Here is a 17,502-nt window from a genome sequence, read left to right as displayed (position 1 = left end):
TAATACGTGATAACCGAACTGTTTAGAATAAAGCGTGATGCGGTGGTGGTTTTATTTGGCAATAATTGATTTGCAGCGTCGGTGAATAAATCAGGGGGGATATGTCACATTTAAAAACTGACTGGCTGTGTGTTGCTACCGAAGGGGATACCGTTGACGGCAGAGAGATTAAACGCCAGTGGATTATCGATATGGGGGAAACCTATGACTATAACCACTATGTCGCTTTGATCTGGCCTGAACACGAGAATGATTGCGGTAATTTTGGGGAGGTACTGGAGGCCACCTGGCATGATGGCGATGACGGGCTGGCGCGGCTTTACGTCAGCCTTTGCCCGAATATGCGTTTAATTTTCGCCAACCATGAAGATCAGCTCCTGTTCTTCTCGATTGAACCGGATGAGAACTGGCGCGGTAGTGGGCGTACATACCTCAAGGGGCTGGCGGTAACAGATACTCCCGCCAGTGTTGGTACCACACGGCTGCGCTTTAGTAGTCGGCGCAAAAAATTATCTAAGCAGGGATATTACAGTTGTGTGATTTCCCGTGATGGAAAAATTAAACAGGACATACGAATGAAGAACTGGCAAAAATTGTTTGGTATTAAACCTAAGTTTGAAGATGAAACGCCGCCTGATGATACCGCGCAGGGTGATGATAAGTTACAGGCGCTGGCCAATGCGGTAAACGAACTGGAAGGCCGTGTGGCCAAAATTGAAAATCAGCTCAATGATGTTCAGGGTGATGTGGATACCATTGCTGAAGTGGTCGATACCGAAGAATTTGCGGCTATTCGTGATAATGCAAAAGATATCGTTAAACGTTTTAACGATCTGGGTAATAAATCCACCCGTACACCGGGGCGTAAGATTTCAGAAAAAGCGGGTAAATTTAATTTCCTGTAATACGTTCTGACGTTAATTAGTACAAAACATTTTTATTATCGCTTAATCGCGAGGGAGTTTTATGCACCTTAATAATCGTGCACGGGATTTACTGGATAAATATTCGAGTGGTATGGCGCAGCAGTTTGGTGCACGTGATACCAGTCGCTATTTTTCCCTGAATGACCCGCAGGAAAATGCGCTGCGTCTGGCGCTGCTGGAGTCCGTGGAGTTCCTGAACATGATCACCTGTCTGGATGTTGACCAGCTGAGTGGCCAGGTGATTTCTGTCGGTTCCTCCGTGCTGCATACCGGCCGCAGTGAAAATGGCCGCTTTGTTCGTCAGGTTGGCGTGGACGGCAATGACTATTCACTGGTTGAAACAGACAGCTGCGCCGCACTGCGCTGGGATCTGCTTTCGGTCTGGGCCAATGCCGGTAAGGACGAAAACGAGTTTTACAACCTGGTCCAGGCGTTTACCACACAGGCGTTTGCGCTGGATATGCTGCGCATTGGTTTTAACGGTAAGAGCCGTGCAAAAACAACGAATCCAACGGATAACCCGAACGGCGAAGATGTAAACATCGGCTGGCATGAGCGTATGAAAACGCTGCTGGGTGGTAATCAGATTATGACCGATCCGGTCGTGCTGGATGAAGCCGGTGATTACAAATCACTGGATGCAATGGCTTCTGACCTGATTAACGCCAAGATTCCTGCCCAGTTCCGCAATGACCCGCGTCTGGTGGTTCTGGTCGGTGCCGATCTGGTTGCTGCTGAACAATACCGACTGTATCAGGCCGCAGACCGCCCGACTGAGAAAATTGCGGCGCAGATGCTGGGTAGCACCATTGCTGGCCGTCCTGCTGTTATCCCGCCGTTTATGCCGGGTAAACGTATGGTCGTCACGCCGCTTTCTAATTTGCATATCTACACCCAGCGTAACACCCGCATGCGTAAGGCGGAATTTGTTGAAGACCGTAAGCAGTTCGAAAACAAATACCTGCGCAATGAAGGCTATGCGGTTGAAGTGCCGGAGCTGTATGCGGCCATTGATGAATCCGCCGTGACTATTGGCAAAGTTTCTGAACCAGCAGAGGGCTGATAAATGGCACTTTCTCCCGCGCAGCGTCACAGCCAGCGTATTGCGATGGAACAAAAGCTGAAACGCAGCCAGGCACTGGAAACCACGGAAAGCATGCACCTGCTGATTAAAGCGCTGGAAGCGGATGTGGAACATTGCCGTAACCTGCCGACAATTGCGGATCGCATTGAGTTTAAACGGGAAGTGTTGCTGCCGCGCTGGACACCGACTGTGGAAGCGTATCTGGAAAGCGGGCAGGTGTACGCCAACCCGGTATTTGCCTGGTGTGTTATCTGGCTGTTTGACGTGGGCGATCTGGATAAGGCGCTGGACTGGGCTGACATTGCAATCAGCCAGCAGCAGGCAACCCCGGATCGGTTGCGCAGTAATTTTCCCACGTTCGTGGCCGATACGATGCTGGCCTGGGCGCAGGAAACATCGGGGCGCGGGGAAAGTGTTGAACCGTATTTTTCCCGCACATTTGAGCGCGTTGCCAGTACCTGGCGGCTGCATGAACAGGTCACGGCCAAGTGGTTTAAGTTCGCCGGGTTGAGGCTGCTGCGCAGCGAAGATGGCCAGACAACGGCCGCGAGTGTGGACGACATTGAAACGCTGGAGAAAGCCGATCAGTTGCTGGCCACAGCAGAAAAATACTATCTAAAAATCAGCGTCAAAACGGCACGGCAGACGATTGCCGCCCGTATCCGAAAACTGACGCAGGGGTAAAGACTACCGCAAGCCAGGCGGACGCGGTGGAGGGCAGAACACTCCGTGTGTCGCTGTGCCGTGGATACCGGCCAGTCCGCCTTTTTCGGGGGAATTATGTTTAGCGGAAAACCGCTGGATTATCAGGATGAACCGCTGACGAATAACGGGTTCTGGCCTGATCTTAATCTGAAGGACTTTCAGGCGCAGCGGTCACTGCCAGCCGATATCGACGCGGACACTATCAGTCAGGCGCTGCTGGCCGCAGTTGCGGAGGTGAATGCCGAGCTGGAAAACGTGGAGGCCAGCTGGAAAGCAAAAGGCCACACGCTGGCGGCAGATGTTCCGGGCGTAAAAATGGGCGGGCTTAACAGTCTGTGTGCCCAGTACATGAAAGCGGTATTTGCCAGGGCAAAAGCGGATTTGCTGGGGGAGTTCGCCACTGTAGGGCGACGTGAAACCCATCCGGGACAGGAAAGTATGGAAACCCGCGCCGGGTTACTGGCTGAGGCTTCAGTGGTGATCCGCCGCATGAAGGGACTGAAACGGGCAACGGTGAAAAAAGTATGAGCCAGACGCAGCTTGAGAGCCTGACCGCATTTTTTCAGCATAACGTGCCGCCGCGCGCCATGCAGTCATTTGACAGTGTGCTGGATGAAATGAAGTTCATCCCTGCCGCGAAGGATTACGGGCTGGGGCAGTACCGCCAGGCGGTGATTCGCTATGACGCGGTAATCAGCTGGCAGCGTTTCCCGTATCGTCTGTGTCCGCCGCAGTTGCTTATGTCGCTGCTGGCCGCGTGGCTGGATGAGGCTGACAGGGAATTACTGGATGAAGTCGGCCTGACTGAAGCTGAACCGGACTGGGATGTGTCAGTGGAGGATGAGGAAACCGCCACCATTGTGCTGACGGTACCAATGGCGGAAGAACTGGTGATCAGGGAGGACGAAAACGGGGCGATCCCGTGGCAGGGGAAACGCTGGTCGCTGGTTAACCCTGAAGTCTGGATAGCGATCACCGCCAATATTTATGGCGTGGATGAAACCGGTGCGCCGGTAGGCGGTAACGAATGATTGCCGGTGGCGAGCTGAATAAAAAACAGCTGGCAGAGTTGCGTAAATCACTGGCCAGCATGGAGCTGCCGCCCAAAAAGCGCCAGCGTCTTATCTGGAGGCTGGCTAAATATGGCGTGATTGCCGCCGCAAAACGGCATGTCCGTAATCAGGAAGCACCGGATGGCCAGAAGTGGCCGGGGCGTAAAACGAAGCGCAAAGGGAAGATGCTGCGGAACCTGCCAAAATTGCTGCATATCCGTGAAATGCCAGAAATTCAGGCGGTGCGGATTTATTTGCAGGGCGGTGGCTACCGGAACGGGGAAACGCCGGTACCGGCCGGGACCGTCGGATATGCGCAACAAAACGGGATGCGTGTCAGTGTCAGCCGTCGCAGCCAGCCACGGAAGGTGGAGGCCGGAAAAATGGCCACGCCAGCCCAGGCCAAAAAACTGCGGGCGCTGGGGTTCCGGGTACGCACCGGTAAACGCTGGAAAAAGCCCACGCTGGGCGAGTTAACCCAAACGATGCCATACAGCCGGGCGGGGTTACTGATTCGAAAACTCAGCGGTAAGGCGGTGAAAACCAGCTGGACAGTGGATCTTCCTGCCCGTGTCTTTCTGGGCATGAGTGACGATGAATTTGATAACGCGCTGGCGCGCCAGCTTCAGGCCATCGGCTTTGGCTGGGATGTTAAGGCGCAGGATATTAAGGGGAAAGCATGACCTGGCCAAACGTGACCGTGAACCAGGTAAACCAGCTGCTGGGTGAAACCAATGAAGTGGAACGCACGCTGCTGTTTATCGGTACGGGTACCAAAAATGTGGGGAAAACGCTGGCGGTGAATGCCCAGAGTGACTTTGATGCACTGCTGGGAGAGGGGGAAAGCCCGCTGAAAAACGATGTTCTGGCGGCACTGGCAAACGCCGGTCAGAACTGGTGGGGATTTATTCATGTGCTGCCCGCAGATGCTGAGGACGATGCCTGGGTGAAAGCGGTTCTGGCCGCACAGGTGGTGTGTTCGGTGGAAGGGGTGGTGCTGTCCAGTGATGTGACGGCAAAAGCCCAGGTGAATCAGGCGGTGACGTTACGATCCACGCTGATTTCCAAATATGGGCGCTGGGTGTGGTTCATCCTGGCCGTGCAGGGAATGCAGGAAGAAGAAGCCCAGGCGGATTACCTGACCCGTGTGTCTGCCATCCAGGACGGTATTGCAGAGAAAGCGGTACAGCTGATCCCGCGTCTGTGGGGAAATGAGCCGGGTGTGCTGGCTGGCCGTCTGTGCAGCCGTGCCGTGACTATCGCAGACAGTCCCGCCCGTGTGAAAACCGGGGCGCTGCTGAATCTGGGCAGTGATGAAATGCCGGTTGATGGTACCGGGGCGGTACTGGAGCTGGCCACGCTTCGGGCACTGGAAGCGCAGCGCTTTAGTGTGCCGATGTGGTACCCGGATTATGACGGTTTTTACTGGGCTGACGGGCGAACGCTGGATGTGGAAGGCGGCGATTACCAGTCGATTGAAACCCTGCGAGTTGCCGATAAAGCGGCGCGTCGTGTGCGTCTGCTGGCTATCAGCAAAATTGCGGATCGTTCACTGAACAGCACACCGGGCAGCATTGCTGCACACCAGACGCTGTTTGCACGTCCACTGCGTGAAATGTCCACGGCGGCCAGTATCAATGGCGTGTCATTTCCGGGAGAAGTGAAGCCGCCCCAGGAAGGTGATGTGACCATTGTCTGGAAGAACAAAAAGACGGTGGATATTTATCTGGTGGTACGCACCTGGGAAGTTCCGCTGCAAATCACCATCAGTCTGTTACTGGATGCCAGTCTGGAGGGCGCTGCATGAGTAAACGTATTTCGGGTATGTCGTTTGATACCTATCTTGATGGCGATCTGATCCATATCGAGAAAATCACACTCGATATCACGGATAACAGCGCCGCCGCCCAGACCCGTGGTGTGCCGGATGGCCATGTTGATGGTGATGTGGCCGCAGAGGGCGAAATTGAAGTCAGTTCCAAAGTGCTGGGTGTGCTGACGGCCAAAGCCCGCGCAGCAGGTTCGTGGCGTGGTATTCCGCCGCTGGATTTTCTTTTCTATGCCAAAGCGGGCAGCGAAGAAATGAAAGTGGAATCGTTCGGCAACAAACTCCAACTGAGTAATCTGCTGGATATCGATCCAAAGGGCGGCGGTGTGGCGACTCACAAAATCAAATATTTTGTGACCAGTCCCAAGTTCGTGAATATCAACGGTGTGCCGTATCTGGAAGCGGAAGCCACGGAAAACCTGATCGGATAGGGGGCAGGGATGCAGGACTATGAGAAAGGGTTTATTGCCCTGGCGGTGATGGGGGCGCTGATTGCGCTGGGCAAAATGTTGAGCAGTGGGGAGCCGATAACTCTGCGGCTGGTTGCGGGGCGCGTCATTGTCGGTAGCGCTCTGTCGGTTGCGGCTGGAGTGGCACTGTACTTTGTCCCGGATATTCATCCACTGGCGCTGGCCGGGATTGGTTCCGCGCTGGGTATTCTCGGTCTGAATGGCGTTGAAGCCTGGCTGCGCCGAAAGGGGATCGATTTTTTAGGTAAAGGGGGTAGCAAGTGACGTTAAGTGAAAAGCAGCAACTGTTTACTGTCATGGTGGCCAATCTAATCCACTGGGCGGAAGAACGCGGCTACCGGCTGACGTTTGGTGAAGCGTACCGCACCCCGGAACAGGCGGCGCTGAACGCGAAGAAGGGCAGCGGTATTTCGAACAGTCTGCACACCCAGCGTCTGGCCGTGGATTTTAATCTGTTTGTGAATGGCCAGTACCAGACCCGTACAGAGGACTATCTGCCACTGGGTGAATACTGGGAATCACTGGGCGGAAGCTGGGGCGGGCGCTTCAAATCCAGACCGGATGGTAATCATTTCAGCCTGGAACATAACGGGGTGCGCTGATGAGTCACGCGCAGTGGCTGGTTGTGGTGGCGCTGGCGTTTGTCTGGGGCTGGCTGACCGCTGACTGGCGGCGCGACAGCCTGGAGCTGGCAATCAATACGGCGGCACAGGTGGCTGGCAATGAATCGCGAAAGGCTATGCAGGGCATTGCCAGTGATTCCGCCAGGGAGCTGGAAGATAAACTGGAGGCGCTAAGAAATGCGCAACCGCGAGAGATCCGCACGGAAGTGCTTAAGCCGGTTTTTACTAACAGGTGCCTGTCTGATGAGTTTGTCAGCATGTACAACAGCGCCGTCGCCGGTACCGAACGTGCGTTATCAGGAAAACCTGAAAACACGATGTGCCACGCAGCTGCCGCGCCTGAACGGGGCAACAGGTAAAGATGCAGCGGAACTGCTGACTGTTTACCTTGAAATATATGGCCAGTGTGCGGCGCGTCATAATCAGTTAGTCGATGAAATTAATTTAAGAGAGCGTGTTATTTATGGAACAAATTAAACTGAGTGTCTGTGGGGCTGATATTGTTTTTGAACCTAATCAGACTGCTTATAATAAACTGATTAATGAAATGGCAATGGATAATAAAGTTGCACCTGCAAATAATTATCTGATGCGTATTGTTACCCCAGAAACGAAAGAAGCACTGATTGACGTATTAAAACGTCCGGGTGCAGCGTTGCAACTGGTCAGTAAGGTTAATGATATTTACGCGCCGGAACTGGAGATTGAAGTAAAAAACTGACAAAGCGAGTCCATGATATTGAACGAAATGGACTCGAACAGTATTTAATTCTTCGCCGTCATTATTTACCACATGGTCAGGATTCCGTTGACGATATTGCCGCCGCTATATGGCTGGATAACCGTCACTGGGAATATACGGGAATAGCCGTGGCTAATGGCGTGGCTAAAGCATTTAAAGGCACTGAATGAAACAGTTAGATTTTACATTAAGCCTGATTGATAAATTGTCCCGCCCGTTAAAACAGGCGCAGGGCAACGTAACGGGCTTTGCTGAAAAATCAAAAGAAGCCTTTATGCAGACTGGCGGCGGTGTTCTGGCGCTGGCGGGTACAGGGATGGCCATTAAAGGTGCGCTGATGCCCGCCATTGAAATGTATGACGCGCTGAATGATGCGGCCGCAAAAGGGATCGATGATTCTGCTCTTAAGGCCGTTCAGCGTGATGCGCTGCGCTTCAGTACAACCTACGGTGCCAGCGCGGTGGAGTTCGTCCAGTCCACGGAAAGTATAAACGCCTCCATTGCCGGGCTGACCGGGAATGAGCTGCCGAAAGTGACGAAAGTCGCCAATACCCTGGCGTTTGCGCTCAAATCCACCGCAGCGGAAACCGCTGAGTTTATGGGGCAGATGTTCGGTAACTTTTCCGCCGATGCCAACCGGCTGGGGAAGGTTGAGTTTGCTGAACAACTGGCCGGAAAAATGGTGTACATGCGCAAAACCTTTGGCACAGAAATGGCCGCTATCAAGGATTTGATGGAAGGGGCGCGCGGCGTGGGTACCAACTACGGCGTGGGGCTGGATGAACAGCTGGCCGTGCTGGGACAGCTTCAGCGGACACTGGGCACGGAAGCCAGCAGCGCTTATGAAGGCTTTATGACCGGAGCCATTGAGGGCGGTAAAAAGCTGGGGCTGTCCTTCACGGATTCCACCGGCAAAATGCTGTCCATGCCTGAAATGCTGATCAAGTTACAGGGCAAGTATGGCAAAAGCCTGGAAGGGAACCTGAATGCCCAGGCTGAACTGGATGCGGCATTTGGTGACAGTTCGGCCGTGGTGAAGCACCTTTATGGCAATGTTGCGTTGCTTCAGCGCAATATCACTGAGCTGGGCGGTGCTGATGGTCTGAAGCGTACCCAGGAAATGGCGCAGAAAATGGTGAAGCCGTGGGATCGCTTTGTCGCAATCCTGAAGGCTATCCAGACCGTGATTGGCCTGACGCTGATCCCGGTATTATATCCGGTACTGAATCGCCTGGCTGATATGGGGCAGACCTTTGCCCGCTGGATGCAGCTGTTTCCCAACATTGCGCGTGTTGTCGGGTATGCGGCAATGGCCTTGCTCAGCTTTGCGGCTGTGGGCGCAGTCGCCAACATCGTGATGGGTGTCTCCAGATTCATCATGATGGGGTTGCGCGGGATCTGGGTAGCGCTGACGGCCGTCACGAAAATCTACACCGCCACTGTCTGGCTGGGGAACATTGCCGTGGTTGCCTGGAACGCCACGCTGAAATTTCTGCGCGGTACGTTGCTGGCGGTTCGTATGGCGGCAATGATGGCCGGGATAGGTATCAATCTGATGAGCTGGCCGATCCTGCTTGTGATTGGTGCCGTTGCCTTACTTGCTGCCGGTTGCTGGCTGCTGATTAAACACTGGGACACGGTAAAGAACGCGGTCATGGATACCGCTGCATTTCAGGCATGCGCCAGGGTAGTGGCATGGCTTGCCGGGGTGTTTGCTTCAGCCTGGCAGTTTATCAGCGAAGGCTGGAACAGTTTTATTTCCATGCTGACCGGGTTTTCTCCTTCCCAGGCATTAAGCGGGCTGGCCACGGGCATTGTGTCATTGTTTGATAATGTCTGGCTGTCCGTTAAAAACGGCTTTCTGAAATCATGGAACTGGATTGTAAGTAAATTAAATAATATTCCGGGTGTTGATATTGAACTGGCGGGCGCTGCTTCAGCGGGTATCGCTAAAAATGAAACAGCGGTGTATCCGGTACCAGAGTTAAAACAATCCGCAAAAGCTGAAGGCGCACTTCCTGCGGTGACGCAAAATAGTTTCACCCCAGACAGGCTTTTAACCGGAGGTGAATTAAAAGGCATTGAGAAGGGCGGAATTACCAAAACGATTAACAGTAATGCTAAGTCCGTGACCGACAATAGCCGGAAAATTGACACGGTAAACATTTATCCGAAAGAAATGATTACACCCGGTCAGTTAATGGAATTTCAGGAGCTGGGCGCATGAGTGAGAGCCTTTATATAGATTTGCTTATTCAGGGCGGTGATTTTGTTCTGAATACCGGATATGAACCTGAACTGTGTAATAACCGTAAAAGTATCGGGCAGGACATTATTCATTCCATTATTGAAAGTGGGCTGGCAACGGAACTGATTGCCGAACGCAGCCCAACAATGCGGGCGGATATTTTTACCCGTATGGAATTACTGATTGAAGATGATGAACGGATTATTCCGGGAACAGTGGAAATAAGTGAGGAAAGCCAGAAACGATTATGGATAACGGCCAGCACCTATGACTTTGGCGGCATATCTGCGCAGGTGGATTTATGACGGAAAAACCGCAGGTTGATTTTGAGGAAGTGGTGAAGGCCAGCGGGATGCCGGTGACGGAATCTGAAGTGCGGGATCGCTTTAATGCGATTGCGGCTGAGGAAGGCATGATCACTAACACATCCCGCATGTCACCGTTCTGGCGGTTAATTACGGCCATTGTGACTGCGCCAGTGATGTGGCTGAAAGAGGTTCTGGTGTCCACGGTGCTGGCCAATATGTTTGTGGCCACGGCCAGCGGGAGCATGTTGCGTCTGCTGGCCTGGGCGGTGAACGTGACGGCGAAACCCGCCAGCGCTGCACAGGGTGTGATCCGCTTCTTTAAGGAGGATACCAAAGCCGTTGTGACGGTGAAGGCCGGGACAGTTATCCAGACTGAACGTATTAACGGCAGGGTGTACGAGCTGGCGACCACGGCCGATGTGGTGATCCCTTCCGGCACGGCCAGCGCCTTGCTGCCGGTGAAAGCCACCGGAACCGGGGGAGCCTATAACCTTGCGCCAGGGTATTACCGCATTTTGCCTGTGGCCGTTGACGGCATCAGCCATGTGGCCAGTGAGGAAAACTGGCTGACAGTGCCGGGTGCCGATGAAGAAAGCGATGATGAACTGCGTGAACGCTGCCGCAACCAGTTCAACCTGGTGGGCAATTACCACACGGATGCGGTTTACCGTTCAATGATTGCCGGTGTTGCCGGGCTGAGTATTGACCGGATTTTCTTTGAGCATGAAGCGCCGAGGGGACCGGGTACAGCAAACGCTTATTTATTGCTGGACAGCGGGGTGACTTCCGCGCCGTTTGTGAATGCGGTGAATGATTACATCAACACGCAGGGGCATCACGGCCACGGCGACGATATGCAGTGTTATGCCATGCCGGAAACCCGCCACGATCTGGCGGTGACGGTGTACGTCAGAAATCTGGCCAACCTGACAGACGACGAACGTAACAGCCTGAAGGCCGGGATTGAAAACATGATCCGCTGTGCTTTTCGTGAAAACGCTGATTTTGACGTCAGAAAGACGTGGCCATATTCGCGGTTCTCGTTTTCTCAGCTGGGACGGGAGATCCACAAAACCTTTGCGCTGGCGGATTCGCTGTCCTTTTCACTGGGTGACATTACCAGTGAGCTGAATGTGCCGCGCCTGAAGTCACTGGTAGTGAGTCTTGAGAATGAATGAGTTCATGAAAAAGCTGGCCGGGATGGTGCTTCCCTCCTGGATGAATCAGGGGGAGCCGAACAAGCTGCTGAAAACAGCCCGGCGATTCTGGGCGGAGGTTTACGGCTGGATAACCTGGCCACTGAACCAGTTTGATCCGCTGACCTGCACACCGGCATTACTGAACCTGCTGGCGTATGACCGGGACATAACCCGCTTTGATGGTGAGCCATTGAGTCTGTTCCGCAAACGGGTGGCGTTTGCCTTCGTGAATGCGCGTGATGCCGGTTCCGTTGAGGGATTTATCAACATCTTTGAACGGCTGGGCATTGGATATGTGGAGCTGCGGGAGCGCCAGCCAGGTATTGACTGGGATGTGATCCTGGTACGTGTGACAGACAGCCAGATTGCGGACAACACGCAGCTGCTTATCCAGATAATCCGGCAGTACGGGCGAACATGCCGCCGTTATCAGTTTGAGGTGATCACATCGGAAAAAATGGCCATCAGAGCCGGATGGGATCAGGGGGAATACGTGGTTTATCCGGCTTCGTTAGCAGGGACGGAAACCCGAAGCGCGACATTCAGCGCAGGTTTGTAAGGAGTTTTTTATGTCACAGACAGCTATCACGCTGGCGTTTGAACACTGGAAAGCGCAGCAGGGTGCGACCGGCGAGCCGGTGTTACTGGATGAATTTGTGTTTGCGAATGTGCCAGGGCTGAACCCGGATATTCCCGTTGATCGCAGTGAAGCACTGCCGCCTGTGGAGCAGATTGTGCACCGGCAGCCTGTTACCCGCACTGGTGTGGTGAATGAAAATGGCGTGGTGTATTCCGCTGTTCTGGGTGCTGACGTGGGCGATTTCAGTTTCAACTGGATTGGTCTGCTGAATAAGGCCAGCGGCACCCTGTCCATGATTGTTCATGCGCCTGTGCAGCAAAAACTGAAAACAGCGGAAGGGCAGCAGGGGAACGTGCTTACCCGTTCGTTTCTGATGGAGTACAACGGCGCACAGACCGAAACCGGGATTACTACACCGGCTGAAACCTGGCAGATTGATTTCACGGCGCGAATGGCCGGGATGGATGAACGTCAGCGCATGGAGAATGTGGATATTTACGGCGCTGCGGCATTCTTTGACGATGGCTGGCTGGTTGGTAAAACGGGCAATCAGTTCTTTGTCACCAAAGGCACCGGCTATGTGGCGGGACTGCGTACGTCACTGGCTGCAAATCAGAATATCACCGTGACGACAAAGCCGGTCAAAGTCTGGCTGGATGTGTGCTGGACGGGAGCACTGACCAGTGTCTGGAATGCGCTGTGCAAAATCACGGTGGCGGAAAACCTGGCTGATTACGTGCAGAACGGTGTGCAGCATTACGTGTTTGCCGTGGCCAGTATTGATGTAAATGGCAATATCACTGATTTACGGCCTAAAGGGACGCTAAATGAGCAGGTGGCCAGCGATGCGCTAAAAAAGCATGAGCAGTCCCGAAATCATCCTGATGCCTCAACCAGTGAAAAAGGGTTTGTGCAGTTAAGCAGTGCCACGGACAGCGATTCCGAAAAGCTGGCCGCCACGTCAAAAGCAGTAAAAGCGGCTAATGACAACGCTGATAAGCGACTGGCTAAAGAGCAGAACGGCGGAGACATTCCCGACAAAGAATTATTCGTCCGTAATATCGGCGCAGCGCGGGCTTTCAGCGGAACGGTAAGCATCGGTGGCGGTGGTGACTGGACGACAGCGGAGTTTATCGCCTGGCTTGAATTGCAGGGGGCATTTAATCATCCGTACTGGATGTGTAAAGGTTCGTGGTCTTATGGTGCTAACCGAACTATCACCGATACAGGGTGCGGAAATATCCATCTGGCAGGTGCAGTTGTTGAGGTTATGGGTGTACGTGGCGCGATGACTATTCGGGTCACGACTCCAACATCCTCAACGAGTGGTGTTGTAAATGCTCAGTTTACCTACGTTAATCACGGTGAAGGTTATCCGGCAACATGGCGGCGGGATTTTAATACCGCAAACAAGCCAACATCCGAAGATGTTGGGGCGCTGCCAAAAACGGGCGGAGAGATTAGTGGTGATTTAGATGTTAAAGGCATTACATCAACTAAAGCGCTTTATACGTCTAAGTTGTTTACCCAGCGTTCAGAGGTTCCATTCGAATTTGGATTAGCAAACCAGGTTACCGGACCACAGTATTGGGATATTCACACGACATATCCTGAAATTGATTACGATTACAGGGTTGCATTTAACAGTAATGCTAACCGGATCGATTTATTACATAAAAGTGGATACGCTGGTTTAAATCTTGGCGGTCTGGCATTGCGTGCCATGCAAATTGATAATGTTGGCAGAGTGGATGGTAATGCTCTTATTCCTCATTTTGATTCTTCCGGGAAATTAGTCATGAACTATGGCTATTATCAGGATGGGTTTAGTATTAATTTTTATGATGCAAATGGTGCGTGGCAATCAAATCCGTTTTTTGTCGGGCGTAATGGAAATGCGTCAGTGTCAGGTAATTTATCAGGTGGCCGAGTTTATGAAGGTGGAATCCGGGTTTACTCACCCAACAACCCACAGCCTGTAGATTTATCGCCCTACGCAACGATGAGTTGGGTATTGCAGAACTTTGTCCAGAATATCGACCTTACAGCCCCTGCTGAGGTTGGATTTTGGGACGGGCGGGGTTATATGCGCCCGACTGATGGTGCGGCTATGTATAACTTTAATATGGTTGGAGGCAGCAGCAACGTTGGTAATTTTATTATTCGCTATATGCGAAAACTTGTTAATAACACCTGGTATGTCATTAACTAAAAGGAAATAAAATGCAGAGTTTTGGTAAGTTTATTCCGTACACTCCTGATACCACCAACAGGCCAAAAGTCATTGACGGCCAGAATGTCCTGTTTTTACAGGATGACAAAGGTAATGACTGGTATGACGTAATAGAGTTATTTGATGAGTCAAAAACGCTGAAAATTGGCTATGACGATGATGGTCGAGTAAGAACGTTCACAACAAATATTCATGCGCTTTTCCCGGTTAATCTGAGCGTTGTAGAGCTTCCGGCAACAAAAGCTAATCTGCGCATCACGCTGGGTGATGACTGGTTTTATAAAAACGGCAAATTGCAGCAAATCCGCAATTACCTGGCTGACGCTGAAGCGGAACGTGACAACCGTATGGCGGAGGTGACAACGCGTATTGACTGGCTGGAGGATGCACAAAAAGACGGTGATATTTCATCCGATGAAGAAACAGAACTGGCGAAACTGCGCGCTTACCGCACGGCATTGCGCCGTCTGGATCTGAGCACTGCGCCAGATATTAACTGGCCGGAGGTGCCTGATGTGGCGTGAAGCGCGTCTGGCTTTTACTGACTCACTGGCTGCGCTGAATTGTTCCATAGTTCCGGCGCATCCGTGGATAAACGGTCTGGGGCAACAGACGGATAACGGGGCATATCTCAGCCCGGTGAATGCTGTTAGCTATCTTGCTGAAAGGCTTACCGGAACGGGCGGGAATGCCGATGTGATGATCATGATGGTGACAGGCCAGACGCATGAGAATTTTATGACCCGCCTCAACGGTCTGGTGGATGTTTTCCCGGCACCGGCATTCACTCAGGTAAAACGCCTGGCACAATCCGCAGCGGCGCTGGCCATCGAAAAAATGCAGATCCCCGCTAAAACCGGGGCGGGGTTGCCGGTGGCCATTCCGCTGTCTGTGCCAACCAGCAGGGCGGCATTGTCTGCGGCGGCTGTCAGCCAGGCACAAAAAGCGGCCAGTGCGGGATTCAGCCTGGACGGACTAAAGCAGCAACTGGGTGAGTTCACGCAGCTGCGCGACAGCCTGATCAGTGATGTGGCCAGCGGGCTGAATGATTTGCAGGGGAAAAGTGCCAGAGCATGGGTGTTTACCCGCACCGGTGATACGGCCACCACGCTGCTGGAACTGGTAAAGGATATCCCGCAACCGTCAGCCGTCTACACAGCGGCGGTGATGCTGGTCGGTGACAATCTGGATGGAATAAAGGGAATGATTCATGACTTCGATCCCAACGCTGGCGCTTAATGGTGAGGCTATCCAGCTGAAAAATATGCGCGTGACCGTATCGCAGCAGTTTCAGGATAAAGACCAGTCCGGCCAGACAAGTGCCACAACCAAATCAGAACAAGGGGCAAAAGGGAAAGAGCTGCGTATCAGTGGCGAAATTCCGTTTAAAAGCCCGGAGATCCTGAAGCGTATTTTCGAACTGGCCAGCGCCACGGATGCCGGAGGCAACCGCCAGAAATACCGCGTGGCGCATGAAGTGGCCAGAGCCGTGAATTTTCGTGAGGCGACATTCAGCGGAATGCTAGATGCCCCGCAGCAGGACGGGAAAATGGCCTGGCTGGTCACGTTCACGCTGGCAGAACATATCAGCGTGCAGGAAAAGCGGGAAGCCAGGGCAACAGGCAAAACGTCAGCCAAAAAACAGACGGCCGGTAATGCGGGACAGCCTGGTGGCCAGAGTGCCGGGGAAGATGAAGAAAAACTGACGTGGTTTGAAAAACGGGTGCTGAAACCCGTCAATGATGCTTTGGGTTAATGATGAAACCAGTTAAACGCCTGTACCTTTCAACGGATGAAGTTCACCTGGCTGATGCCAGCCTGGTGTTGGAGCTGAACAGCTGCGGCCGGGGATTTATTACCGCACAGACTGACGCGGATTACACCGGGAAACTGGTGCGGCTGGATGTGGGATATTCCGAACTGCTTTTGCGTTGGTTTACCGGCTACGTGGAACGCTCGCAACCCGCCGAAAATGGTTTTCAGCGTCTGTTTGTGCGCGAGCTGGTTGGCGTATTTGAGAGAATGTGGCCATGTTCATTTCAGCATCCCACTTTGCGCAAGGTAGCCAGCTGGCTGGAGGAAAACAGCGGAATTGCTGTCAGTGTGCCGGATGCCCCTTACAGCGATAAACCGATCCCCCATTTCACCCATAACGGCACGGGCTATCAACTGCTGAATAATCTGGGCAGGGCGTTCAGTATCCCGGATTACATCTGGTACCAGCTGCCGGATGGTTCCCTGTATGTGGGCGGTGCGGAAAAAGCGATGTTTGCCGATCGTCCGGTCGATATCCCGGCAGAGTTCAGCCAAGGGGCGGCTGGCGGTAATTCCATGACGGTGCCACTGATCCAGAGTTTGCGGCCGGGTGTGGAGCTGAACGGGGAGCGCGTGACCAAAGTTCATCTGACCAATGACACCATGGCCATCACCTGGACACCCAGAAACCGCGCAACAGGTCAGCCATTACAGAAAACACCGGCACAGCGTCAGATTGAAAGCCATTACCCGGAACTGGCTTCCGGGCTGCACCTGCCAAAGCTGGCCAGAGTGGTGGCACCCAGTGAGACTGTGAAAAGCGGTAATTTTGCCGATCCGTTCCGGCCGCGCTATGCCGTTGATGTGCAGCTGCTTGATGCAGACGGCAACCCGGACAACCAGACGCCGGTTTATTCTGCGGTGCCGCTGCCGGTACCTATGGCCGGGAATGACTCTGGCATGTTCCAGTTCCCGCCAGAAGGGACGCTGGTTGAAGTTGCGTTTACCGGAGGGCGCCCGGATAAACCTTTTATCAGGCAGACGTTGCCGGATGGTACCAGTCTGCCGGATGTTAAACCCGGCGAGCAGCTGCAACAGCAACGGGCGGAGGTGTCGCAGCGTGTTACCCAGGCTGGCGACTGGGTGAGGCAGACCGATCAGACTATCATTGAAACATCGATGGTGCGGACGGTTAAAGCCGATATGGAGCAGCGTGATCTTGTCAGCCGTGAAACCACGATTAAGGCTACCGATAAGACCACGGTACTGGGTACCGCCACCCTGATGGCCGGAGCCATTCAGCAGGTCAGTGCCGGTGATTTTAGCCAGGCCGTGAAGGGCAACCGGCTGGCCAGCATTGAGGGGAATGACGAAGCCGATATAACCGGCAAACAATCCACGAAAGTGGCCGGTGCCGTGGATGTTGATGTGGGGGGAACCCTGACAGAAAAGATTGCCGCGTTGCGTAAATCGGTGGCGGCGGGCGGCCAGCAGATTATGGGGCCAACCGTCCATATTGGCAGTGAGAGCATCAACACCCTAACCATGATGTTGGACACCATTGATTTGCTGGCAGAGCTGGCGCAGCAATGTGCGAGCCATTCACACCCCAGCGTTGGTACGCCAACCAATGCCGGAGCATTTACCCAGACAGCAGAGAAGGCCGGACAGACCCGGAGTAAGTACCAGAAAATAATCGCCTGATCATCCCATCAGCCCGCGCATAATGCGGGCTTTGTCGTTTGCTCA

Annotated in this window: 23 protein-coding genes; all 23 read left to right on the top strand. The window is 53.3% G+C overall.

Going from position 1 to position 17,502, the window contains the following annotated elements; translation table 11 throughout:
• Positions 1–101: 101 nt before the first annotated feature.
• The 23 genes from AC534G_RS16960 (at position 102) to AC534G_RS16850 (ending at position 17,457) form a co-directional block, all read left to right on the top strand.
• Positions 102–905, top strand: coding sequence for a GPO family capsid scaffolding protein (locus tag AC534G_RS16960; RefSeq protein ID WP_096878326.1), 804 nt, complete (start codon positions 102–104; stop codon positions 903–905).
• 61 nt (positions 906–966) lie between these two features.
• Complete coding sequence (locus AC534G_RS16955; protein WP_003838043.1) at positions 967–1,989, top strand: phage major capsid protein, P2 family; 1,023 nt, start codon at positions 967–969, stop codon at positions 1,987–1,989.
• Positions 1,990–1,992: 3 nt separating this feature from the next.
• Positions 1,993–2,694: a phage terminase small subunit gene (gene gpM / locus AC534G_RS16950; protein ID WP_199966254.1), complete on the top strand. Its 702-nt coding sequence runs from the start codon at positions 1,993–1,995 to the stop codon at positions 2,692–2,694.
• A 96-nt stretch (positions 2,695–2,790) separates the two neighbouring features.
• Complete coding sequence (locus tag AC534G_RS16945; protein ID WP_024143839.1) at positions 2,791–3,243, top strand: head completion/stabilization protein; 453 nt, start codon at positions 2,791–2,793, stop codon at positions 3,241–3,243.
• The gene (locus tag AC534G_RS16940; protein ID WP_199966256.1) at positions 3,240–3,746 is read left to right on the top strand and encodes a phage tail protein; all 507 of its coding nucleotides are present in this window, start codon (positions 3,240–3,242) and stop codon (positions 3,744–3,746) included. Before AC534G_RS16945 ends, AC534G_RS16940 begins: the two co-directional genes overlap by 4 nt.
• A complete protein-coding gene (locus tag AC534G_RS16935; RefSeq protein ID WP_199966258.1) occupies positions 3,743–4,450 on the top strand; it encodes a hypothetical protein in 708 nt (235 codons plus the stop codon). Before AC534G_RS16940 ends, AC534G_RS16935 begins: the two co-directional genes overlap by 4 nt.
• Positions 4,447–5,574 (top strand): DUF2586 domain-containing protein, encoded by a 1,128-nt coding sequence (locus AC534G_RS16930; protein ID WP_048225933.1) that lies wholly within the window; start codon positions 4,447–4,449, stop codon positions 5,572–5,574. The genes AC534G_RS16935 and AC534G_RS16930 overlap by 4 nt, the downstream gene beginning before the upstream one ends.
• Positions 5,571–6,026 (top strand): phage protein, encoded by a 456-nt coding sequence (locus AC534G_RS16925; RefSeq protein WP_000044253.1) that lies wholly within the window; start codon positions 5,571–5,573, stop codon positions 6,024–6,026. Before AC534G_RS16930 ends, AC534G_RS16925 begins: the two co-directional genes overlap by 4 nt.
• 9 nt (positions 6,027–6,035) lie before the next feature.
• Positions 6,036–6,329, top strand: coding sequence for a phage holin family protein (locus tag AC534G_RS16920; protein WP_048225932.1), 294 nt, complete (start codon positions 6,036–6,038; stop codon positions 6,327–6,329).
• Positions 6,326–6,667: a M15 family metallopeptidase gene (locus tag AC534G_RS16915; protein WP_000175561.1), complete on the top strand. Its 342-nt coding sequence runs from the start codon at positions 6,326–6,328 to the stop codon at positions 6,665–6,667. Before AC534G_RS16920 ends, AC534G_RS16915 begins: the two co-directional genes overlap by 4 nt.
• Entirely contained in the window at positions 6,667–7,047 is a 381-nt protein-coding gene (locus AC534G_RS16910; RefSeq protein ID WP_496594435.1) for a hypothetical protein, read from the top strand. Before AC534G_RS16915 ends, AC534G_RS16910 begins: the two co-directional genes overlap by 1 nt.
• The gene (locus AC534G_RS16905; protein ID WP_024137079.1) at positions 6,977–7,165 is read left to right on the top strand and encodes a hypothetical protein; all 189 of its coding nucleotides are present in this window, start codon (positions 6,977–6,979) and stop codon (positions 7,163–7,165) included. Before AC534G_RS16910 ends, AC534G_RS16905 begins: the two co-directional genes overlap by 71 nt.
• A complete protein-coding gene (locus AC534G_RS16900; RefSeq protein ID WP_021293731.1) occupies positions 7,152–7,409 on the top strand; it encodes a putative phage tail assembly chaperone in 258 nt (85 codons plus the stop codon). Before AC534G_RS16905 ends, AC534G_RS16900 begins: the two co-directional genes overlap by 14 nt.
• Positions 7,406–7,600 (top strand): DUF6890 family protein, encoded by a 195-nt coding sequence (locus tag AC534G_RS16895; RefSeq protein ID WP_371321192.1) that lies wholly within the window; start codon positions 7,406–7,408, stop codon positions 7,598–7,600. The genes AC534G_RS16900 and AC534G_RS16895 overlap by 4 nt, the downstream gene beginning before the upstream one ends.
• Positions 7,597–9,657 carry a phage tail tape measure protein gene (locus AC534G_RS16890; protein ID WP_199966260.1) on the top strand — a complete coding sequence of 687 codons (2,061 nt, stop codon included), beginning with the start codon at positions 7,597–7,599 and terminating at the stop codon, positions 9,655–9,657. Before AC534G_RS16895 ends, AC534G_RS16890 begins: the two co-directional genes overlap by 4 nt.
• Positions 9,654–9,983, top strand: coding sequence for a DUF2590 family protein (locus AC534G_RS16885; protein WP_000004502.1), 330 nt, complete (start codon positions 9,654–9,656; stop codon positions 9,981–9,983). Before AC534G_RS16890 ends, AC534G_RS16885 begins: the two co-directional genes overlap by 4 nt.
• Positions 9,980–11,164 (top strand): baseplate J/gp47 family protein, encoded by a 1,185-nt coding sequence (locus AC534G_RS16880; protein WP_086551040.1) that lies wholly within the window; start codon positions 9,980–9,982, stop codon positions 11,162–11,164. The genes AC534G_RS16885 and AC534G_RS16880 overlap by 4 nt, the downstream gene beginning before the upstream one ends.
• Positions 11,157–11,744, top strand: a complete 588-nt coding sequence (locus tag AC534G_RS16875; protein WP_048998134.1) for a phage tail protein — start codon at positions 11,157–11,159, stop codon at positions 11,742–11,744. Before AC534G_RS16880 ends, AC534G_RS16875 begins: the two co-directional genes overlap by 8 nt.
• A 10-nt stretch (positions 11,745–11,754) precedes the next feature.
• Entirely contained in the window at positions 11,755–13,977 is a 2,223-nt protein-coding gene (locus tag AC534G_RS16870) for a phage tail protein (protein WP_496594434.1), read from the top strand.
• A gap of 11 nt (positions 13,978–13,988) precedes the next feature.
• The gene (locus tag AC534G_RS16865; RefSeq protein ID WP_096878336.1) at positions 13,989–14,522 is read left to right on the top strand and encodes a tail fiber assembly protein; all 534 of its coding nucleotides are present in this window, start codon (positions 13,989–13,991) and stop codon (positions 14,520–14,522) included.
• A complete protein-coding gene (locus tag AC534G_RS16860; RefSeq protein ID WP_199966262.1) occupies positions 14,512–15,237 on the top strand; it encodes a hypothetical protein in 726 nt (241 codons plus the stop codon). The genes AC534G_RS16865 and AC534G_RS16860 overlap by 11 nt, the downstream gene beginning before the upstream one ends.
• Positions 15,209–15,754 (top strand): baseplate complex protein, encoded by a 546-nt coding sequence (locus AC534G_RS16855; RefSeq protein ID WP_137397120.1) that lies wholly within the window; start codon positions 15,209–15,211, stop codon positions 15,752–15,754. Before AC534G_RS16860 ends, AC534G_RS16855 begins: the two co-directional genes overlap by 29 nt.
• Positions 15,754–17,457 carry a hypothetical protein gene (locus tag AC534G_RS16850; RefSeq protein WP_199966264.1) on the top strand — a complete coding sequence of 568 codons (1,704 nt, stop codon included), beginning with the start codon at positions 15,754–15,756 and terminating at the stop codon, positions 17,455–17,457. Before AC534G_RS16855 ends, AC534G_RS16850 begins: the two co-directional genes overlap by 1 nt.
• The last annotated feature ends 45 nt before the right edge of the window (positions 17,458–17,502 follow it).

Source organism: Citrobacter sp. CRE-46, assembly GCF_059615875.1.
Note: the sequence above shows the minus strand (reverse complement) of the source record. Positions and strands in the feature narration are given on the sequence as shown.